The organism is Actinomyces faecalis, from assembly GCF_013184985.2.
Lineage (GTDB): Bacteria > Actinomycetota > Actinomycetes > Actinomycetales > Actinomycetaceae > Actinomyces > Actinomyces faecalis.
This window is the reverse complement of record NZ_CP063418.1, coordinates 1343880-1364085: the sequence shown is the minus strand read 5'-3', so window position 1 is coordinate 1364085 and position 20206 is coordinate 1343880. Positions and strand designations below refer to the sequence as shown.

Here is a 20206-nt window from a genome sequence, read left to right as displayed (position 1 = left end):
TCGTTCACTCATGCAGGGAGGGGAGAACCGGTCGCTCCGGCTCTCCCCTCCTCTCACATCAGCACGTCATCACTCGTGTGTGAGCCTGCGTCGTGAGGATGCCGCAGCCAGCCCCATGACGAGGACCGTGGCTGAGAGCAGCCCCGCCCACAACGGGTCCGTGCCGGTCTTTGCCAGCTGGCGTCCGGCTGCCTTCCCAGTCACCGTTGCGGTGGGAGGGTGCGGACTGGACGTGTTGTCCTGCTGGGGAGGGGTTGCTGTCGCGGTAGCAGTGTTGGTGGTGCTGCCAGGCGTGGCGTCCGCCTTGATGAGGGTGTACGTCGCGGTGAAGGTTGTGGACTCGCCCGGCGCGAGCTCCTTCACGGAGGCGGGAGAGATCGCGCTGAGCTCCCCCGTCCCGTCGAACTCACCCTCCGCAATCGACACGTCAGCCAGCGTGGTCGTCCCGGTATTGGTCACCGCGAAGGAGTACGTCAGCTCCTGACCAGCCTCGTAGGAGTCGAGGTCATCGGGCGAGACCGACTTCACCAGCACCAAGGCGGATACCGGATGCGTGGTGCACAGGTTGCTGTCGGCGGCGCAGGTTACCGGAGTCTGCTCATCGGCGGGCCGCAGGAAGTTCGTCAGCTGACGGTCGCCATCGCCAGGTGCAGAGACCTGAACCACGTAGGACACTGTCGCTTCTCCACCGGCGGGAATCGTCCCCTCGACAGTAAAACGTCCGTCAGCGACCTCTCCAACGGTCAGGTCACCGCCCTGCGTGACGGCTGGGGGCTGCGTGACGATGGCGTCGTCGAGCACCTTGGCAAGGTCGTCGACATAGCTGACCTCAGCCGGAGCGGTGCCATGGGCATTAGAGAAGGTCAGGCTGTAAGACACGGACTGGCCGGGAAGAACCGATGTTGTCGAGGCAGGGTCTGCGGCCTTGGAGACGACGAGCTCGGAGCACAGGCCACTGTCCTGCTTGGAGGTAGCTCCGTAGAGCGTGAGACTAGTCTGCGCGACGACGTCGGTCGTGATCGGCGACGTGGAGTGCTGCGTAGGAATTTCGTCGATCCGGATAATGTCGCCGTACCTGCCCGCGAGGTACACCTTTCCGCCGGTTTGTGCTGCTCCGTAGGAGGCAGGGACCGTCCCGACCTGCGTCACCTCATAGTGACGTGCAGGAGAGATACGGAAAACCGGATGCTCGGAACGAGTATGGTCAATACCGAGCGCAAGAATGTCGCCGTCGGGCAGGGTGAGGAAGTCACCTGCTGACCCGATCCCAGGAGGGAATGAAGCCTCGAAAGGAGCTGACTCACCCTTGACGGGATCGATGCGGTAGATCGTTGACGAGCGGGAGGCGCCTGCCAAGAGTGAGCCGTCTGGCAGTGGGCTCAACGAGTTCTACGCGAGACTTCCGTTCCATCCGCACGAAGACGAATCAGGTGGTGCGGATTGCCACTGGAATTGACGTAAATGTCGTCCGGTAAGCACGCGCGGACGGGCTCTGCCGCATGGGCCGGCGAGGAGCTGATCGCTCGAATCGGAGTCAGCAAGGTGACAGCTAACGCGAGAAGCACGAAGGCGGTCACCGCGACGAGGTGGGAAGGGACAACCCGACCGTCGCCCCACTGGGGCCGGAGAGTATTCATGATGTAGTCCTCAGGGAGTCAGAGCAAGGATTTCTCACCCTGGCATCGTCGTCGGGATCTACTCGACATATTCTCATCGAATAAGCACTTCATCACGATATGTCCGTAATAAGTGTCATTGGATCGCCCATTAAATGGCACTGTTGCCCGATTCTGCGGCGTCAGCCTCTGACGGGCTGATGACAGGAGCGCGTCTACGCGACCCCGCACTACTCCGCTGGGTGCAGCGAGGTGTCGGCCTCGGTCACGCGCCAGGCGTGGAACCGGACCGTCAGGCCGGCGCGGGTCGGCGCGCAGACGAGAGGCCCTGCAGCGACGTCGTCAGCCCGCTCAAAGGGGAGCACACGCAGCAGTGTCAGTGGCTCACCAACCACGCCACCACGGATCGTGACGGCGTCGTCCGTCCAGCTGGCACGGATACGGACGCGTTGACCGAGCCACTGTGGCACCTGGGCCAGAGACCAGTCGGAGCAGCCGTTCGTGACGACGGCGCCGGCGCTGAGCACGCCGTCGGAGTACTCCGTGGCGGCCTTGACCCAGCGTGAGGGCGAGCGGTGGATGAACAGGCCGGCCTGGTCGAACTGCTCGGAGAAGGTCGCGGTGTAGTCGACCTCGACGGCGGTGCCGTACTCAAAGGGAGCCAGCAGACCGTGCTCCGAGGCGTGGACGAAGCCGTAGGAGGTGGTCCGCCAGGCGTCCGAACCCTCGACGGCGGTGACCAGCAGGTCCTCCCCGTCACGACCCACCTCAGCCGGCTCATGGGTCCAGGTGCCCGCGTCCCATCGCACGTCCATGACTCTCCTTCGGGTACTGGCGAACGACAAGGCCCGGAACCACGTGACGTGGCTCCGGGCTTTTCGTCGGGCTGGCGGGATTTGAACCCACGACCCCTTGACCCCCAGTCAAGTGCGCTACCAAGCTGCGCCACAGCCCGTTGCCTCACGGACTGACTCCGCTCGGAACGAGTAGAACCCTAGCCCATGGGGACGCTGCACGGAAAATCCTGACACGGTGACCCCGCTCACCGCAGCCAGGTGCTGGCGGGGGACCCTAGCGTCGGCTACACCCCCTCGTTCCAGGCCGCCATCCCGCCTGCCGCGTTGGTCAGCCGCCCTGTGTACCCGGCATCGCGCAGCGCCTGGATCGCGCGCGCGGAGCGGACTCCCTTGGCGCACAGCACAACGGTCTGCCGGTCCGGGTCGAGCTCGTCCGCCCGCTGCACCACCTGGGCCAGCGGGATGTGCAGTGCTCCCGGGAAGGGATCGAGGGCGACCTCGACCGGCTCACGCACGTCGAGGACGGTGAGGTCCTGGCCGAGGACCTCACCCTCGGCCAGGCGCGCGCGCAGCCGCTCCGCGGTGATCTCCTCGCTCGCCGGCCCCTCCCCCGTGACACCGGTCTGGGAACGTGCGCCAGGAAGGCCGCAGAAGGCCTCGTAGTCGATGAGCGCTCGCACGGTCGGATCCTCACCGCACACCGGACAGCGGGGGTTCTTGCGCAGCGGCAGCTCCGCCGTCGTCGCCTGCCAGGCGTTGACCATCAGCATCCGGCCGATCAGCGGGCGGGCCCCTCCTACGACGAGCTTGATCGCCTCAGTCGCCTGCATCGTGCCGACGACTCCCGGCATCACGCCCAGCACGCCGCCCTGCGCGCACGAGGGGACGGAACCGGGGTCGGGCGGCACCGGGTGGACGCACCGGTAGCAGGGGCCGCGGCGCGCGTCGAAGACGCTCACCTGCCCGTCGGACCGGAAGACGGCGCCGTGGACGAGTGGCAGCCCCAGCATGACGCAGGCATCGTTGACGAGGTAGCGCGTGGGAAAGTTGTCCGTGCCGTCAACCACGACGTCCCACCCACGCATGATCTCCAGGGCGTTGTCGCTGCGCAGCAGCGTCTTGTAGGTGACGACCTCGACGTCCGGGTTGAGGGCCTCGACGGTCTGGCGTGCCGACTCGGTCTTGTCCTGGCCCACCCCGGCCGTGGTGTGCAGGACCTGACGCTGGAGGTTAGAGACCTCCACGACGTCGTCGTCCACGATACCGAGCCGTCCCACCCCGGCGGCAGCCAGGTAGAGCGCGGCCGGGGACCCGAGGGCACCGGCGCCGATGAGCAGGACCCGTGCCGCACGGATGCGCTGCTGGCCGAGGACCCCGACCTCCGGCACGAGAGCGTTGCGTGAGTACCGGAGCCTGTCCGTAGCCGTGAGCGGCCGCAGCCGACCGTCGGGGATGACGGACTCCCCGAGGTCGGCTGCGGTACGGTCGGCGGACACGGCGGCCTGTGCCTGGGCCCTCACGCGTCGCGTCGCTCGGCGCGGTAGCGGGCGATGAGCTGACGCGTCGAGGCGTCCTGAGCGGCCAGGACCTGCTCGTCGCCGCCCACGGCCGGGGCGATCTCAAGGGCAAGCTTCTTGCCCAGCTCCACGCCCCACTGGTCGAAGGAGTCGATGCCCCACACGATGCCCTCGGTGAAGGTGATGTGCTCGTACAGGGCGATGAGCTGACCCACCACCGAGGGGGTCAGCGCCGGGGCGAGGACCGAGGTCGTCGGACGGTTGCCGGCGAAGACGCGGGCCGGGACGATCGCCTCGGGCGTGCCCTCGGCACGGACCTCGTCCGCCGTCTTGCCGAAGGCGAGGGCCGCGGTCTGGGCCAGGTAGTTGGCCAGGAACAGCTCGTGGACGTCCTTGTCCCCGTCCTTGACGGGGTGGGCGGGGTTGGCCACGGCGATGAAGTCGGCCGGGACGAGCTCAGTACCCTGGTGGATGAGCTGGTAGAAGGCGTGCTGGCCGTTGGTGCCCGGCTCTCCCCAGAAGACCTCTCCGGTCTCGGTGGTCACGGGGCTGCCGTCCCAGCGTACGGACTTGCCGTTGGACTCCATGGTCAGCTGCTGGAGGTAGGCCGGGAAACGGTGCAGGTACTGGGCGTAGGGCAGCACGGCGTGCGTCGCGGCTCTGAAGAAGTTGCGGTACCACACGTTGAGCAGGCCCATGAGCATGGGGACGTTCTCGGCCGGCGCCTTGGTGGCGAAGTGCTTGTCCACCTTGTGGAACCCGTCCAGGAGCTCGGCGAAGGCCTCAGGGCCCACGGTCACGGCCAGCACCGTGCCGACGGCGGAGTCCACCGAGTAGCGTCCGCCTACCCAGCTCCAGAAGCCGAAGGCGTTGACCGGGTCGATGCCGAAGGCCTCGACCTTGTCCAGGGCGGTGGAGACGGCGACGAAGTGCTTGGCGATCGCGCCCTCAGTCGGCACGCCCTTCGCCTCCAGGGCGCCCAGGAACCAGTCGCGGGCCATGCGGGCGTTGGTCAGGGTCTCCAGGGTGGTGAAGGTCTTGGAGGCGATGATGAACAGCGTCGTCTCGGGGTCGAGGTCCTTGACCTTCTCCGCGCAGTCGTTGGGGTCGATGTTGGAGATGAAGCGGGCCGACAGCCCGTCCTGGACGTAGGGCCTGAGAGCCTCGTAGACCATGACCGGTCCCAGGTCCGAGCCGCCGATACCGATGTTGACCACCGTCTCGATGCGCTTACCGGTCACGCCGGTCCACTCCCCCGACCTCACGCGGCGGGCGAAGGCGTAGACCTTCTCCAGCGTGGCGTGCACGTCGGCGACGACGTCCTGACCGTCCACCGTGAGCGAGTCGGTTGCCGGCCGGCGCAGGGCCGTGTGCAGGACCGCGCGGTCCTCGGTGACGTTGATGTGCTCCCCGGCGTACATGGCGTCGCGCCGACCGGGCACGTCCACCTGCTCCGCCAGCGCCACGAGGGCGTCGCGGACCTCGTCGGTCAGGAGGTTCTTGGACAGGTCGACGAAGAGGTCGCCGAGCTCGTAGGAGAAGCGCTCGGCACGCTCCGGGTCGGAGGCGAACCAGGTCCGCAGGTCGGGCTCGAGCTCCTGGTGGAGCCGGGTGAGGGTCGCCCAGGCGGGCGTGGTCGTGGCGTCAACTGGCTTGAGCATGCCCCCAGTCTAGGGCGCGACGCCACCCGCCTCACCTTCGCCCCTCTACGCGGGCTGCGCGGCTCAGCGCCGCCGCTGACGCTTCTCTCGCACACGCACGCCGATCTGGATCGGCGAGCCGACGAAGCCGAATTCCTCGCGCAGTCGGCGCTCGATGAAGCGGCGGTAGCCGGCGTCGAGGAAGCCGGTGGTGAAGATGACGATGCGCGGTGGCGCGGTCTGCACCTGGGTGGCGAAGAGGATGCGCGGCTGCTTGCCCCCTCGTAGGGGGTGTGGCGTCGCGGACTGGAGCTCACCGAGGAAGGCGTTGAGACGGCCGGTGGGGATACGGGTGGTCCAGCCCTCCAGGGCCGCGTCCAGCGCGCGCACGAGCCGGTTGGTGTGCCAGCCTGTGCGGGCCGCCAGGTTGATGTGAGGAGCCCAGGCGACGTGCGCCAGGTCGTGCTCGGTCTCCCAGGTGAGCATCTTCTGACGCTCCTCGTCCACCAGGTCCCACTTGTTGTTGACCAGGACGAGGGCGCGTCCGGCGTCGACCACCTGCTGGATGACGCGTACGTCCTGCTCGCTGACGGGTTCGGAGGCGTCCAGGAGGACGACGGCGACCTCCGCCTTCTCGATCGCGCCCTGGGTGCGCAGCACCGCGTAGTAGTCCGCGCCCCGCGACTGCTTGACGCGACGGCGGATGCCGGCGGTGTCGATAAAGAGCCACTGGCGTCCGTCCAGCTCGATGACCTCGTCGACCGGGTCACGGGTCGTACCGGCCAGCTCGTTGACGACCACTCGCTGGGAGCCTGCGATGGCGTTGAGCAGGCTCGACTTGCCGACGTTAGGCCGTCCCACCAGCGCGATACGGTTCAGGCTCCCGTGCTCGGGCGAGGGACCAGCCACCGCCGAGACCTCGGGGAGGATAGCCATCGCGGCGTCGAGCACCTCGCCTGAGCCGCGCCCGTGGAGGGCGGAGACGGGGTAGGGCTCGCCCAGGCCGAGGTTCCACAGCGCGGCGGCGTCGCCCTCCTGGGCCGCCGAGTCGACCTTGTTGGCGGCCAGGACCACGGGCTTGCCCGAGCGGCGCAGCATCTTGACCACGCTCGCGTCGGTAGCGGTGATACCGACCTGGGCGTCGACGACGAGGACGACGGCGTCAGCCAGCTCGACAGCGACCTCGGCCTGGGTGGCCACGGCCTCGTCCAGGCCCTTGACGTCCAGCTCCCAGCCTCCGGTGTCCACGATCGTGAAGCGGCGTCCTGCCCACTCAGCCGGGTAGGACACGCGGTCACGCGTGACCCCAGGGGTGTCCTGGACGACGGCGACACGTCGACCGAGTACACGGTTGACGAGCGTGGACTTGCCGACGTTAGGCCGTCCCACGACGGCGAGTACCGGCAGCCCGGCCTCGAGCCCGCCCTCGGCCTCTGGCACCTCCTGCGAGTCGAGGAGCGCCAGGTCCTCCTCGTCCAGCTCGTAGTCCTCCAGCCCGGCCCGCAGCGCCGCGGCCCGCAGGTCCTCCTCGGCGTCCCTGGCCGCAGCCGCGTCCAGGGCCTGCTCGACGAGGTCGATGACGTGCTCCACGGACTCCTCAAGCGTCATGTCGCTGGTATCGACCAGCGTGACGCCCTCGGGAGCTGTGAGGAACTGGGAGACGGTGGCGTCGTCGCGGTCACGGCGCACCACCTGGTCACGCAGAGCGGCGGCGTCCACCGCCTTTCCTGCCGCCTCCAGGTCGGCGGCCCGGCGAGCGAGGCGTGCCTCCTCGCTGGCGGTGACGAGCAGGCGCACGTCAGCGTCTGGCGCGATGACCGTGGTGATGTCACGACCCTCGGCCACGATGCCGGCACCGGCCGAGAAGGACGAGGCGTCCCCGACGGCCTCGGCGTGGATGATCTCGCGCTGGAGGCGGGCCAGCTCGGCGCGCACCTCCAGGTTCGTGGCCACGGTAGACACGACGGTGGCGATGTGCGGATCACGGACGGCCTGGCTGACGTCCACGCCGTCGCACACGATACCGGGCACCTGCGGGTCCAGCCCCATGTCCAGCGGCATGGTCTCCACGGCCCTGGCGACCGCCTGGGAGTCAGCGAGGTCGACGCCGCTGCGCTCGCACCACCAGGCAGCGGCGCGGTACATGGCGCCTGTGTCGAGATAGGCCAGTCCTAGCTCGGCAGCGACGCGCCTGGAGACGGTCGACTTGCCCGAGCCGCTCGGCCCGTCGATGGCGACGACGATTCCCATACCTGCCTCCTTCACCCGGCCCCGGGCCAGGAGGCCAGGGCGGTCGCGGTCATAGTCCGGAACAAGACTGCCACGAAGGCGCACCTAGAGCCGAACGACCCGCCACCCGCCGGCATCCAGGGCCTCCTCCAGCGGCTGGGCCGCCGCAGGCGATACGGAGAGCATGGCGATACCGGCGGACTGGCCTGCCGAGTGCTCCATGGCGAAGTCCTCGATGTTGACCCCGGCCCCCCCGACGTCGGAGAAGAGCCGTCCGAGGGAACCGGCGGTGTCAGGGACGAGGACCTGCACCTCGGCGTACCGCCTGGGCGCTCCTCCGTGCTTGCCCGGGATCCGTGCCTGCCCGGTGTTTCCTCGCCCCATGACGTCCGTGATGGCACCGACGGCACCCGGCGCGATCGCCTCGGCCCGGCCGGCAGCGGTGTAGCCCGGTGAGTCCGGGTCAACGGCGGCCGGAGCGATCCCGGCGATCAGGCTGTCAAGGTCCTGACGCACCGCTTGGAGCAGACCGAGGACGGGCCCCGCGTTGCCCACGAGGATGGCTGACCACAGCCGTGGGTCGGAGGCCGCGATGCGCGTGGTGTCCCGCAGGCCCTGCCCGGCCAGCGCCAGGGCGGACTCGGGCAGCTCCTCCAGCCGGGCAGCCAACAGCGAGGAGACGAGCTGGGGCACGTGGCTGACAGCCGCGACAGCGGCGTCATGCTCAGCCGCGGCCATCCGCAACGGGGTCGCACCGACGTCGACGGCGAGGTTCCGCACCATGAGCTCAGCCTCCGCGCTCGCCCCGTCGGCCACGATGACCCAGGGACGTCCCACGAACAGGTCAGAGTCGGCGGCTCCGGCTCCGGAACGCTCGCGACCGGCCATCGGGTGGCTGCCGACGTAGCGGCGAGACGCCTCCCCGGCGTGAGCGTGCACCTCTGCGACGACCCTCTGCTTGACGCTGGCGACGTCGGTGACGACGGCGTCAGGGAACGCCTCCAGGTGTGCGAGCACGACGCCGGCGGCCACGTCCGGGGGCGTGGCGACGACGACGAGACGCGGCTGGGGACTGGTGTCCTCACGTACGTGACCGGCTCCCATGTCACGGGCCAGGGCCAGGGAGGTCGGGCTCGTGTCAGACAGCTGGACCTGGACCCCTGAGGCAGCCAGGGCCAGCGCGAGCGAGGTGCCCAGCAGACCGGTCCCGACGACGAGCACAGGGCCCTGTGTGGCGACCGTGCCGTGCGGGTTGGTCGGCGGGTTGGTCGACACAGTCGTCACAGACCTACCTCCTGCTGCAGCGCCGCGATCTCCTCACCCGTGAGCAGGCGCATCTGCCCCGGGCGCAGCCCGCCGATGCCCAGAGGGCCTAGCCGGGTACGGGCCAGACGCGTCACCGGGTGGCCGACGGCGTCGAGCATGCGACGCACGATCCGGTTCCGGCCTGAGTGCAAGGTGATCTCCACGATCGATCCTGCAGGTCCGGAGTCCTTGACCACGACGCGGTCGGCCTGGACCAGACCGTCCTCCAGCTCGATACCTTGCCTGAGCCTGCGAGGGACCCAGCTCTCCACCTGGCCCTCGACGATGGCGACGTAGGTCTTGGAGGTCTCGAAGCTCGGGTGCATGAGGCGGTGGGCGAGCTCGCCGTCGTTCGACAGCAGCAGCAGCCCCTCGGTCTCTGTGTCGAGCCGACCCACGTGAACCAGCCGGACCGCCTCAGGGTGCTCCAGCTCCTCACGGTGCTCGCTGACGAACTGAGCGCCCAGCTCGGCCACGGTCGGCCGTCCCTGAGGATCGTCCATGGTCGTGACGACCCCGGCCGGCTTGTGCAGGAGCACGGTGATGACGTCAGGGTTCGTCAGCACCCGTGAGCCGTCCACCCGAATCTCCTGACGGGTGGGGTCGACCCGTACCCCAGGCTCTGTCACCACGACCCCGTCCACACTCACGCGTCCGGCGGAGATAAGGTCCTCGCAGGCCCGGCGCGACGCCACACCAGCATGAGCGAGCACCTTCTGCAGACGCTCGCCCGAGGCCACGTGGGGGTCCTCCTCTCCCCCGCGCCCGGCTCGCTCGCGCGCGGCCACCAGACGGGCCTCCTCGTCCTCGTCGAGGGCCTCGGCGTCGAAGGCTGCCAGGAGCTCAGCGTCAGCGTCGTCGTCCAGCTCCTCCAGGTCGTCAGGGTCGTAGAACTCCTCGCTGCCGAGGTCTCCCAGCGGCAGCGAGGCGACGGGGTGGGTGTCGTGGCTCAACGGTTGCTCCTCTCGGCGGCCTCGTCCTCGATCTCGGCCAGCGCGGTGGTGTCTGGAAGGTAGGGGGCCAGGGGCGCCAGCTCGTCGAGGGAGTCGATGCCCAGGTACTCCAGGAACTGGGTGGTGGTGCGGTACAGCAGCGCCCCGGAGGGCTCGCAGCCGGCCTCCTCGATGAGACCGCGCGCGTGCAGCGTGCGCACGACGCCGTCGACGTTCACGCCGCGGATCGAGGCCACGCGCCCGCGCGTGACGGGCTGACGGTAGGCGATGACGGCCAGGGTCTCCAGCGCGGCCTGGGACAGGCGCCAGGTGGCTCCACCGATGACGAAGCGCTGGACGAGGTCGTCAAACTGCGCGGCCGAGGCAAGTCTCCAGCCTCCGCCGCTGCGACGCAGGACGAAGCCACGTGCCGGAAGGCCCTGCTCACCCGCGTACTCAGCAGCAAGTGAGACCAGGACGCCTTCAGCCTCGGTCTCGCTCACGCCGAGCGCCTCCGCCAGGCCGGTGGCCGTGACGGGCTCGTCGGCCACGATGAGGATCGCCTCGGCCGCCGCGCGCAGCTCGGGCTCCGGCACGGCCGAGATCTCTGCCTGCTGGGAACGCGGCTCGTTCATGCGAACTCCTCCTCGACGTCAGGAGCCATGATGCCAGCCAGGCTGTCCGCGGTACCGGTCCAGGTCACCGTGATCTCCTCCATCGCCTCGTGCTGGACAAGGTCGACGCTGCCCTCGCGGTGGAGGATGAGCACGGCGAGGAAGCGGGCGACGACGACGGCCGTCCGGTCGGCGTCCTGGATGAGCTCGGTGAAGGTGAGGCGGCCGTGGCCCCTCAGTCGCAGGGCGATGAGGCTGATCTGCTCCCCGACCGGCACCCGCTCGTGCAGGTGGACGGTCTGGACGCCAGGATCAGCCGGGCGTGAGAAGGCGGTGGCGGCGATACGGGCCAGGTCCTGCGGGCTCAGGGAGCCTACGAGCCGCGGAAGCAGCGCGGCCAGCTGCGGTGGCAGCCCGACGACTCTGGGGTGGCAGCGCGCCGCGGTCTCGGCCTGCGTCCGGAAGGCGGCGGCGGCCTCCTTGTAGGCGCGGTACTGCAGCAGCCGGGCGAACAACAGGTCGCGGGCCTCCAGCAGCTCCAGGTCCTCGTTGTCCGGGTCGTCGTCATGAGGCAGGAGCCTGTAGGCCTTGAGCGCCAGCAGCGTGGAGGCGACCACGAGGAACTCGCTGGCGTGCCCGAGGTCCCAGTCGGAGCGCATGTGCGCGATGAACTCGTCAGTCACCTCAGCCAGGGCCAGCTCGGTGACGTCCAGACGCTGACGTGCGATGAGGGTGAGCAGCAGGTCGAAGGGGCCCTCGAACTGAGGCAGAGCGACGTTGAAACCGGGCACGCGGGCAGGGCCTGCGGACTGCTCACTGTCCCTGCCAGCGTGCTGCCCGCCACCGGCTCCGAGGTGCTCAGGCGACATCGCCGCGGGCGATGACCTCTCGTGCCAGTCGCCGGTAGGCCTCAGCGCCGGCGTGGGCGGGAGCGTAGGAGGTGATCGGCTCAGCGGCCACAGAGGCGTCGGGGAACTTGATGGTGCGCCGGATCTGGGTGTCAAAGAGCTGGTCGCCAAAGGCCTCGGACAGCCGCTCCAGCACCTCACGCGAGTGCAGGGTCCGTGGGTCCACCATCGTGGCCAGGATGCCGTCGACCTGCAGGCGGGGGTTGAGACGGTCGCGCACGCGGTCGACGGTCTCGATCAGCAGCGCGACGCCGCGCAGCGCGAAGAACTCGGTCTCCAGAGGGATGATGACTCCGTGGGAGGCCGTCAGCGCGTTGATGGTGAGCAGCCCCAGTGAGGGCTGGCAGTCCACGAGGATGACGTCGTACTCGTCCAGGACCGGCCGCAGCACGCGGGCCAGCGCCTGCTCCCTGGCGACCTCGCCCACCAGCTGGACCTCTGCGGCCGACAGGTCGATGTTGGCCGGGACGATGTCCAGCCCGGGGGTGGAGGTGTGGTGGATGACCGGACGTACGTCAGGACGGGCGGCCACGAGGAGGTCGTAGATCGTGGTGTCCAGCTCGTGGGCGTTGATGCCCAGGCCTGCGCTGGCCGCACCCTGGGGGTCGAAGTCGACGATGAGGACGCGCCGGCCGTACTCGGCCAGGGCCGCGCCCAGGTTGATCGTCGTCGTCGTCTTGCCGACGCCGCCCTTCTGGTTGCACATGGAGATGACGCGAGCCGGACCGTGCGTGGTCAGCGGAGCAGGCTGGGCAAAGACCTTCTCCTCCGCCTGCTCGGGAGCAGGAAGGTCAATGAGCCCTGGCTGGCTGCGCTGGGCGTGTCGCTGGTCGGAGCTACTCACGGGAGACACCTTATCCGAGATCATCCCCGGGCACGGGGGTGGCTGGTGACGTAGACCTCGCGCAGGTGCTCGACGGTGACCTTGGTGTAGATCTGGGTCGTGGTCACCGAGGCGTGACCGAGCATCTCCTGGACCACGCGCACGTCCGCTCCCCCGGCCAGCAGGTGCGTGGCGAAGGAGTGGCGCAGGGTGTGCGGTGAGACGTGCTTGTCCGCCCCCAGGCCCGCCCGAGCGCTGGCCTGACGCAGCACGCCCCAGGCCGACTGGCGTGAGAGAGGACGACCCAGGGTGTTGAGGAAGACCTCAGGGGCTCCCCGGCCCTTGGCGGCCAGCAGGGGACGGCCCCGGACCAGGTAGGCGTCCAGCGCGTCCCAGGCGTACTGACCGACCGGGACGATCCGTTCCTTACGGCCCTTGCCGAACAGGCGGATGCACCCGGAGTCGCGGTCCAGGTCGTCGATGACCAGGCCGACGGCCTCAGAGATCCGGGCGCCCGTGGCGTACAGCAGCTCCAGCAGGGCGCGGTCACGCAGGCTCAGCGCCGAGTCGTCGGTGCTGGCTGCCTCCAGCAGGGCCTGGACCTCGTCCACGGACAGGGCCTTGGGCAGGCGCCTGCCGACCTGCGGGGGGTGCACGGCAGCCGAGGGGTCCTGGCTCGCACGACCCTCGTCACGAAGGAACCTGTGCCAGCCGCGTACGGCGGTCACGGTCCGTGAGGCCGACGACGCAGCCAGCGCCCGCCCGCCGTCCTCCCCGGTACGGATAGCCTCCAGGAAGGCCGCGACGTCAGCCTCGACCACCTGTGCGGCGTCGCTTATCCCTCGTGAGAGGAGAAAACGGCAGTAGCGCGAGAGGTCACGCTCGTAGGCAGCCAGCGTGTGGGGGCTCAGTCCCCGCTCGACCCTCAGGTGAGCCAGGTAGGTGCGGCGGGCTCGCTCCAGCTCCTGCGCCGGGTCAGCCGAACTTGACAACGAGTCCCAGGCCCACGATCACCAGGGTCCACACGATCGCCACGCCCACCGTGATGCGGTTGAGGTTGCGCTCAGCCACGCCCGAGGTGCCGGCCGAGGAGGTGATGCCTCCGCCGAACATGTCTGACAGGCCGCCTCCCTTGCCCTTGTGCATGAGGATGGTCATGATGAGGAAGAAGCTGGAGAGGACGAGGAGCACCTCGAGAGCGATCTTCAGGATGTCCATGCGTCATTCCTTCGCTGTGTGGAAGCCGTGTCGTGCGGTCGGCGACCGCCAGTGCCTGACCATACCTGAAAGAAGCGCCGAGACCCTGTCACCTTCCTGCGAAGGTGACAGGGCCTCGGTCACGCCGTTGAGGGGTTCGGCCTCGCGGCTCGGTGCCCTCTCAACCTCGGTCAGGCGTAGAAGCGAGCCATTGCCGCGAAGGAGTCCGCCTTGAGCGAGGCGCCGCCGACCAGCGCGCCGTCGACGTCGGCCTGAGCCATGAGCTCCTTGATGTTGCCCGGCTTGGCGGAGCCGCCGTACAGGACGCGGGTGGCGTCGGCGGTGGCGTCGCCGTAGTCAGCGCGCAGGGCCTCACGGATCCCGCCGCAGACCTCCTGGGCGTCCTCGGCGGTCGCGGTCTCACCGGTGCCGATGGCCCAGATGGGCTCGTACGCGATGACGATCTTGGCGACGTCCTCAGCGCTCCAGCCCTCCAGGGCGGCGCGGATCTGGCCGAGCACGAACTCGACGTGGGTACCGGCCTTGCGGATCTCCAGCGCCTCGCCGCAGCACAGGATGGGAGTCATGCCGGCGTCGAGGACCTTGCGGGCCTTGGCGCCTACGAGGGCGTCGGACTCGCCGTGGTACTCGCGGCGCTCGGAGTGACCCATGACCACGTAGCTGCAGCCGAGCTTGGTGAGCATGGCGGTGGAGATCTCACCGGTGTAGGCGCCGTTGTCGTGGATCGACACGTCCTGGGCGCCGTACTTGACGTCCAGGCCGTCGGCCTCGACGACGGTCTGGACGGTACGGATGTCGGTGAAGGGAGGGATGACCAGGACCTCGCACGTGGCGTAGTCGTGGCCGGCGTCCTTCAGCTCCATGGCCAGGCCCTGGACGAGGTGGTTGGCCTCGAGATGGTCGAGGTTCATCTTCCAGTTGCCCGCCATCAGCGGGGTGCGGTTGCTCATGTGTATTCAGCCTTCCAAAACGGAGATTCCGGGCAGGGTCTTGCCCTCGAGGAGCTCGAGGGAGGCACCGCCACCGGTTGAGATGTGGGAGAAGGTGGACTCGTCGAAGCCGAGCGTACGCACGGCGGCAGCGGAGTCACCGCCACCGATGACGCTGAAGGCCTCGGAGCCGGAGATGGCCTGGGCCACGGCCTTGGTCCCGGAGGCGAAGGCCGGGAACTCAAAGACGCCCATGGGGCCGTTCCACACCACGGTCCTGGACGTGGCGATGGCCTCGGCGTACAGGGCCTGGGTCTTGGGTCCGACGTCCAGGCCCATCTGGTCGGCCGGGATCGAGTCGGCGTCGACGACCGTGGCAGGAGCGTCCGCCTTGAACTCGGGGGCGACGACGACGTCCACCGGGACCAGGAGCTCGACGCCCTTGTCCTTGGCGGTGGCCAGGTAACCCTTGACGGTGTCGATCTGGTCCTTCTCCAGCAGCGAGGTACCGACCTCGTAGCCCTGGGCCGCCAGGAAGGTGAAGGCCATGCCTCCACCGATGAGCAGGCGGTCGGCCTTGCCCAGGAGGTTGGCGATGACGCCGAGCTTGTCGGAGACCTTCGAACCGCCCAGGACCACGGTGTAGGGGCGCTCAGGGTCGTTGACAGCCTTGGACAGGGACTCGATCTCCTTGCCGACCAGCAGGCCGGCCGCAGCCGGGAGGATCTGGGCGACGTCGTAGACCGAGGCCTGCTTGCGGTGGACCACGCCGAATCCGTCGGAGACGAAGACGTCAGCCAGCGAGGCGAGCTCCTTGGCGAAGGCCTGGCGCTCGGCGTCGTCCTTGGAGGTCTCGGCCGCGTTGAAGCGGACGTTCTCCAGCAGGACGATCTCGCCGTCGGCCAGCGCGGCCACAGCGGCCTTGGCGGACTCGCCGACGGTGTCCTCGGCCAGCGTCACCTTGACGCCAGTGACCTCAGCCAGGCGCGTGGCGACCGGGGCCAGGGAGTAGTCGGGGTTGACCTGCCCCTTGGGACGGCCCAGGTGCGCGACGATGATGACCTTCGCACCGGCCTCCAGCAGGGTCTTGAGGGTGGGCAGAGCGGCCTGGATGCGGCCGTCGTCGGTGATGTTCTTGTCGGCGTCGAGCGGGACGTTGAAGTCGGAGCGGACCAGGACGCGCTTGCCGCGCAGGTCGCCGAGGGACTCGATGGTCTTCATGAAGCCTCTTTCTTCTCTAGACGGTGTGGGGCGGGCCGCAGTGCCGAGGGTGGCACCGCCAGCCACGCAGGAGCCCTGGCGAGGCGACGCCCGCGCACGCAGGCAGCGTGCGCGGGCGTCGCCGTCAGGTGCTCATCGAGAGCCGTACGTCAGGCCAGCTTGGAGGAGACCAGGGAGGTCAGGCGCACCAGGGCGTTGGAGTAGCCCCACTCGTTGTCGTACCAGGAGACGACCTTGACCTGGTCGCCGATGATCTTCGTCAGCTTGGAGTCGAAGATCGAGGTGTGGGAGTCGTGGACGATGTCGGTGGAGACGAGGTCTTCCTCCGAGTACTTCAGGACGCCCTCGAGCTCGCCCTCGGCGGCAGCCTTCATGGCGGCGTTGATCTCCTCGGCCGTCACCGGCTTGGAGGGCTTGAAGGTCAGGTCGACGACGGAGCCGGTGGGAACCGGGACGCGCATGGCGTAGCCGTCGAGCTTGCCCTTGAGCTGCGGGAGGACCAGGGAGACGGCGCGAGCGGCACCGGTCGAGGTCGGGACGATGTTGAGGGCGGCGGCGCGAGCGCGACGCAGGTCCTTGTGCGGGGCGTCGTGCAGGCGCTGGTCACCGGTGTAGGCGTGGACCGTCACCATGAGGCCGGACTCGATGCCGAAGCTCTCGTCGAGGACCTTGGCGAAGGGGGCCAGGCAGTTGGTGGTGCACGAGGCGTTCGAGATGATGTGGTGCTTCGCCGGGTCGTAGTCCTTGTCGTTGACACCCATGACGAAGGTGGCGTCCTCGTTCTTCGCTGGGGCGGAGATGATGACCTTCTTGGCGCCGCCGTCCACGTGGGCCTTGGCCTTGGTGGCGTCGGTGAAGAAGCCGGTGGACTCGATGACGACGTCCACGCCCAGCTCGCCCCAGGGCAGCTCGGCGGGGTCACGGTGGGCCAGCACGCGGATGGCCTTGCCGTCGACGATGATGTTCTCCTCGTCGTAGGAGACCTCGGCGTTCAGGCGACCCATGACGGAGTCAAACTTGAGGAGGTGGGCGAGGGTCTTGATGTCGGTGAGGTCGTTGACAGCGACGATCTCGAAGTCGACTCCCTGCTCCAGAGCGGCGCGGAAGAAGTTGCGGCCGATACGGCCGAAGCCGTTGATACCAACGCGGGTGGTCACTTTGTGTCCTCCTAGTGCGCCGGTTGGGGCGCACGTCTTCGTAACTGTATGCACACAGCGTGTGCACCGTGGCACGAGAGCCGAGCCCTTCGTGTCCGGCACCGGCGAGTCTAGCGGCAGCCGGGCGGCCGGCGCGACCGAGCACCACGCCAAGGGCGAACAGCACACCCTGTGACCTGGCGTCACCAGGTCTGGCGTGACACAGGTCGCGTTGCCGCTCGGGACCGTGGTCCCAGGCCAGCGCCCGGGAACCGCTGGGCGCCGGCCCTCACATGTCGAGCATGTCCTGGGTCAGCACCGACTCCGTGTCCGGCACGCCCAGCTCGTGGGCCCGCTTGTCCGCCATCGCCAGCAGACGCCGGATCCGCCCTGCCACCGCGTCCTTGGTCAGCTGGGGCTCAGAGAGCTGCCCCAGCTCCTCCAGGCTCGCCTGCTTGTGCTCCATCCTCAGCCGGCCCGCCTGGACGAGGTGGTCGGGCACGTCGTCCCCGAGGATCTCGAAGGCGCGTTCCACCCGGGCTCCGGAGGCGACAGCCGCCCGGGCGGAACGGCGCAGGTTGGCGTCGTCGAAGTTCGCCAGGCGGTTAGCGGTCCCCCGCGTCTCGCGGCGCGAACGGCGCTCTCCCCACACCCCGAAGGCCTCGGTGGCGCCCATCTTGTCCAGCAGCACGCCAATGGCCTCGCCGTCACGGACCACGACACGGTCGGCACCGCGCACCTCGCGTGCCTTGGCGGCGATGTCGAAGCGTCTGGCGGCACCGACGAGGGCCAGGGCCGCCTCAGAGCCCGGGCAGGTGATCTCCAGGGACGACGAGCGGCCGGGCTCGGTCAGCGAGCCGCGCGCCAGGAAGGCCCCTCGCCAGGCTGCTGCCGCTGCTGCACGCCCCCCCTGGACCACGGCCACCGGCATGCCTCGCACGGGCCGGCCGTGGGTGTCGACGAGCCCGGCGAGCCTGGCCAGGTCTCGGCCCCGGTCACTGACTCGCAGCACGTAGCGTGAACCACGGTGCAGGGACCCTCCCCGCACCACCATGACCTCCGGCTCCAGGGAGTAGAGCTCCTTGAGCTCACGGTGAAGGCGCCGTGCCGCCCCGCCGTGGTCGAGCTCGGCCTCGACGACGATCTGGCCCGAGACGAGGTGGAGCCCACCGGCGAAGCGCAGCATCGAGGCGACCTCGGCTCGCCGCTCGGGCATCGGGCCGGGCACGACGCGCGCCAGCTCGTCCTTGACGGTGACCGTCAGCGACATGGGGTTGCTCCTTCTCCTTGGCTCCGCACGATGACTGAGACGGTCCTGCTACGCCCCGGCGTCGACGTCGCCCAGGACGTCGTCGAAGGCGTCGCGGAAGGCGGCGGCCAGCCGCAACGGGTCGTGCAGGCAGCTTCCGTCACCGGACCGTACCTGACGCAGGACCAGGGTCGCCCCCATCTGCTCGCAGACCTGAGCCAGCAGGTCCAGGTCGTCGACGGTGGAGGGGTCGGCCAGGACGACGTCCAGGCCGAGGCCTGGAGCATAGTCGGACAGCACGCGCAGGTGGTCGGCCGGGCTCATGCCGTCAGTCTCCCCACGCTGGGTGGACAGGTTGAGCACGGCAACCTTGTGTGCGCTGGTAGTCATCAGGGCCTGACGCATCGAGGGCAGGATGAGGTGAGGCAGGACCGAGGTGTACCAGGAACCGGGCCCCAGCACCACCCAGTCAGCCTCGTCAACGGCTCGGACGGCCTCCGGGTGGGCGACGGCGTCTGAGGGCTCCAGGCAGACGTTCTCCAGCCGCCCGCGGGCCGTGGCCACCGCCACCTGGCCGCTGACCCGACGTCGTCGCACACCGTCGACGACGTCGGCCTCAATCACCAGTGGCGAGCTGCTCATGGGCACGACGCGCCCGTGGATGGCCAGCAGCCGTCCCACCCAGTCCAGGCCCTCGACCTCGTCCCCGAGCAGCTGCCACAGAGCGAGGATGAGGAGGTTGCCCAGGGCGTGGTTGTCCAGCTCTCCCTGGCCGGCGAAGCGGTGCTGGAGGACGTCACGCCACGTCAGTCCCCACTCCGAGTCGTCGGTGAGCGAGGCCAGCGCCATGCGCAGGTCCCCCGGCGGCAGGCAGCCGAACTCCTGGCGCAGACGGCCCGAGGAGCCGCCGTCGTCCGCCACCGTGACCACTGCCGTCAGGCGGTGGGTGACGTGCCGCAGCGCTCGCAGGGTGGCGGAGAGCCCGTGCCCCCCTCCCAGGGCGACGACGGCGGGACCCTCCTCACCTCGACGCCGCCAGCCGGCGGAGTCGAGGGTGGTGGCACGGTGCCGGGGCTCGCTCACGGCTACTCCCTCCCCAGGTCGCGGTGCTGGACGACGACGTTGAGGCCCTGCGGACGCAGCCTGGCGGCGATCCGCTCGGCCGAGGCGACCGACCGGTGCTTTCCCCCGGTACATCCCACGGCGATCATGACGTTGGGCTTGAGCTCGTCCACGTAGTGCGGCAGCGCTGGGACCAGCAGGTCGGCGTAGCCGTCGACGAAGGAGGCGGCGCCCTCCTGACGGAAGACGTACTCGGCCACAGGAGCGTCGCGTCCGGTCAGGTGCCGCAGCTCCGTGACCCAGTAGGGGTTGGGGATGAAGCGCACGTCCAGGACGTGGTCGGCGTCCATCGGGATGCCGTACTTGAAGCCGAAGGAGGTCACCGTCACCCGCAGCGCGAGGTCGGACTCGCTGGCCACCAGCTCGCGCACGCGCCTGGCCAGGTCGTGCACGGACAGGTTCGTGGTGTCGATGACGTCGTCAGCCTGCCCCTTGAGGCCGGCGAGCAGCGTGCGCTCGCGAGCGATGCCGTCCAGGATCGTCCCGGTGCCCTGGAGCGGGTGAGGCCGGCGTGAGGACTCGAAGCGGCGGATAAGGATGGAGTCGGAGGCGTCCAGGAAGACCAGCCGCACCGTCGTCCCCGCCTCACGCAGCTGGCCGAGGTACTGCATGAAGCTGGCGAAGAACTCCCGGCTGCGTACGTCCACCACCGCCGCCAGGCGGTGCACACCTGCGCCGACCGTCGTCATCATGCCGGCCAGCGCCGGCAGGAGCTGGGGCGGGAGGTTGTCGACGACGTACCAGTCCAGGTCCTCCAGGGCGTTTGCCGCGCGGGAGCGCCCTGCCCCGGACATCCCGGTGACCACGAGCATCTCAGGGCGCTGTGCCGGTGAGACCGGCGGGGTGGCACGGTCGATAGCAGGGATACCGTACGGGACGGTGTCGCTGGCAGGCTCGTCGGCCGCGGCCGCAGGGGCGGTGTCGTGGGCGTCCATAACCTGATCATGGCA

At 69.2% G+C, this 20206-nt stretch carries 18 protein-coding genes and 1 tRNA gene; all 19 read right to left on the bottom strand.

From position 1 onward, the window contains the following. Positions 1 to 69: 69 nt before the first annotated feature. Positions 70 to 1356: a DUF7927 domain-containing protein gene (locus HRL51_RS05815; RefSeq protein ID WP_172120025.1), complete on the bottom strand. Its 1287-nt coding sequence runs from the start codon at positions 1354 to 1356 to the stop codon at positions 70 to 72. A gap of 490 nt (positions 1357 to 1846) precedes the next feature. Continuing rightward, positions 1847 to 2431 carry a DUF1349 domain-containing protein gene (locus HRL51_RS05810; RefSeq protein WP_172120024.1) on the bottom strand — a complete coding sequence of 195 codons (585 nt, stop codon included), beginning with the start codon at positions 2429 to 2431 and terminating at the stop codon, positions 1847 to 1849. A 66-nt stretch (positions 2432 to 2497) separates the two neighbouring features. After that, positions 2498 to 2571: transfer RNA gene (locus HRL51_RS05805), tRNA-Pro, on the bottom strand. A 126-nt stretch (positions 2572 to 2697) separates the two neighbouring features. Next, a complete protein-coding gene (gene moeB, locus HRL51_RS05800) occupies positions 2698 to 3933 on the bottom strand; it encodes a molybdopterin-synthase adenylyltransferase MoeB (RefSeq protein WP_172120023.1) in 1236 nt (411 codons plus the stop codon). Next, entirely contained in the window at positions 3930 to 5591 is a 1662-nt protein-coding gene (gene pgi, locus HRL51_RS05795) for a glucose-6-phosphate isomerase (protein WP_172120022.1), read from the bottom strand. The genes moeB and pgi overlap by 4 nt, the downstream gene beginning before the upstream one ends. Positions 5592 to 5654: 63 nt before the next feature. Next, complete coding sequence (gene der, locus HRL51_RS05790) at positions 5655 to 7820, bottom strand: bifunctional cytidylate kinase/GTPase Der (RefSeq protein WP_172120021.1); 2166 nt, start codon at positions 7818 to 7820, stop codon at positions 5655 to 5657. A gap of 84 nt (positions 7821 to 7904) precedes the next feature. Beyond that, on the bottom strand, positions 7905 to 9083 hold the full coding sequence (locus HRL51_RS05785) for a prephenate dehydrogenase (RefSeq protein WP_172120020.1): 1179 nt from the start codon (positions 9081 to 9083) through the stop codon (positions 7905 to 7907). Continuing rightward, entirely contained in the window at positions 9080 to 10057 is a 978-nt protein-coding gene (locus HRL51_RS05780; RefSeq protein ID WP_172120019.1) for a pseudouridine synthase, read from the bottom strand. The genes HRL51_RS05785 and HRL51_RS05780 overlap by 4 nt, the downstream gene beginning before the upstream one ends. Beyond that, positions 10054 to 10671 carry an SMC-Scp complex subunit ScpB gene (gene scpB, locus HRL51_RS05775; protein WP_172120018.1) on the bottom strand — a complete coding sequence of 206 codons (618 nt, stop codon included), beginning with the start codon at positions 10669 to 10671 and terminating at the stop codon, positions 10054 to 10056. The genes HRL51_RS05780 and scpB overlap by 4 nt, the downstream gene beginning before the upstream one ends. Then, positions 10668 to 11519 (bottom strand): segregation and condensation protein A, encoded by an 852-nt coding sequence (locus tag HRL51_RS05770; RefSeq protein WP_172120017.1) that lies wholly within the window; start codon positions 11517 to 11519, stop codon positions 10668 to 10670. Before HRL51_RS05770 ends, scpB begins: the two co-directional genes overlap by 4 nt. Continuing rightward, complete coding sequence (locus HRL51_RS05765) at positions 11509 to 12426, bottom strand: ParA family protein (RefSeq protein WP_172120016.1); 918 nt, start codon at positions 12424 to 12426, stop codon at positions 11509 to 11511. Before HRL51_RS05765 ends, HRL51_RS05770 begins: the two co-directional genes overlap by 11 nt. Next, on the bottom strand, positions 12423 to 13373 hold the full coding sequence (gene xerD, locus HRL51_RS05760; RefSeq protein ID WP_172120015.1) for a site-specific tyrosine recombinase XerD: 951 nt from the start codon (positions 13371 to 13373) through the stop codon (positions 12423 to 12425). Before xerD ends, HRL51_RS05765 begins: the two co-directional genes overlap by 4 nt. Continuing rightward, on the bottom strand, positions 13357 to 13599 hold the full coding sequence (gene secG, locus HRL51_RS05755) for a preprotein translocase subunit SecG (RefSeq protein ID WP_172120014.1): 243 nt from the start codon (positions 13597 to 13599) through the stop codon (positions 13357 to 13359). Before secG ends, xerD begins: the two co-directional genes overlap by 17 nt. A gap of 170 nt (positions 13600 to 13769) precedes the next feature. Then, a complete protein-coding gene (gene tpiA / locus HRL51_RS05750) occupies positions 13770 to 14549 on the bottom strand; it encodes a triose-phosphate isomerase (RefSeq protein ID WP_172120013.1) in 780 nt (259 codons plus the stop codon). Positions 14550 to 14555: 6 nt separating this feature from the next. Then, the gene (locus HRL51_RS05745) at positions 14556 to 15749 is read right to left on the bottom strand and encodes a phosphoglycerate kinase (RefSeq protein ID WP_172192577.1); all 1194 of its coding nucleotides are present in this window, start codon (positions 15747 to 15749) and stop codon (positions 14556 to 14558) included. Between the two features lie 149 nt (positions 15750 to 15898). Then, the gene (gap, locus tag HRL51_RS05740; RefSeq protein ID WP_172192575.1) at positions 15899 to 16906 is read right to left on the bottom strand and encodes a type I glyceraldehyde-3-phosphate dehydrogenase; all 1008 of its coding nucleotides are present in this window, start codon (positions 16904 to 16906) and stop codon (positions 15899 to 15901) included. 268 nt (positions 16907 to 17174) lie between these two features. Further along, positions 17175 to 18155, bottom strand: a complete 981-nt coding sequence (gene whiA, locus HRL51_RS05735; RefSeq protein ID WP_172120010.1) for a DNA-binding protein WhiA — start codon at positions 18153 to 18155, stop codon at positions 17175 to 17177. 48 nt (positions 18156 to 18203) lie between these two features. Then, positions 18204 to 19217 (bottom strand): gluconeogenesis factor YvcK family protein, encoded by a 1014-nt coding sequence (locus tag HRL51_RS05730; RefSeq protein WP_172192573.1) that lies wholly within the window; start codon positions 19215 to 19217, stop codon positions 18204 to 18206. A gap of 2 nt (positions 19218 to 19219) precedes the next feature. After that, entirely contained in the window at positions 19220 to 20191 is a 972-nt protein-coding gene (gene rapZ / locus HRL51_RS05725; RefSeq protein ID WP_172192571.1) for an RNase adapter RapZ, read from the bottom strand. Between the last annotated feature and the right edge of the window lie 15 nt (positions 20192 to 20206).

What these genes read in the sequence shown, in the direction of transcription:
- HRL51_RS05810 (WP_172120024.1), bottom strand. Translation starts at nt 2,431, where the DNA reads ATGGACGTGCGATGGGACGCGGGCACCTGGACCCATGAGCCGGCTGAG.
- pgi (WP_172120022.1), bottom strand. Translation starts at nt 5,591, where the DNA reads ATGCTCAAGCCAGTTGACGCCACGACCACGCCCGCCTGGGCGACCCTC.
- der (WP_172120021.1), bottom strand. Translation starts at nt 7,820, where the DNA reads ATGGGAATCGTCGTCGCCATCGACGGGCCGAGCGGCTCGGGCAAGTCG.
- scpB (WP_172120018.1), bottom strand. Translation starts at nt 10,671, where the DNA reads ATGAACGAGCCGCGTTCCCAGCAGGCAGAGATCTCGGCCGTGCCGGAG.
- HRL51_RS05770 (WP_172120017.1), bottom strand. Translation starts at nt 11,519, where the DNA reads ATGTCGCCTGAGCACCTCGGAGCCGGTGGCGGGCAGCACGCTGGCAGG.
- HRL51_RS05765 (WP_172120016.1), bottom strand. Translation starts at nt 12,426, where the DNA reads ATGATCTCGGATAAGGTGTCTCCCGTGAGTAGCTCCGACCAGCGACAC.
- secG (WP_172120014.1), bottom strand. Translation starts at nt 13,599, where the DNA reads ATGGACATCCTGAAGATCGCTCTCGAGGTGCTCCTCGTCCTCTCCAGC.
- tpiA (WP_172120013.1), bottom strand. Translation starts at nt 14,549, where the DNA reads ATGAGCAACCGCACCCCGCTGATGGCGGGCAACTGGAAGATGAACCTC.
- HRL51_RS05745 (WP_172192577.1), bottom strand. Translation starts at nt 15,749, where the DNA reads ATGAAGACCATCGAGTCCCTCGGCGACCTGCGCGGCAAGCGCGTCCTG.
- whiA (WP_172120010.1), bottom strand. Translation starts at nt 18,155, where the DNA reads ATGTCGCTGACGGTCACCGTCAAGGACGAGCTGGCGCGCGTCGTGCCC.
- rapZ (WP_172192571.1), bottom strand. Translation starts at nt 20,191, where the DNA reads ATGGACGCCCACGACACCGCCCCTGCGGCCGCGGCCGACGAGCCTGCC.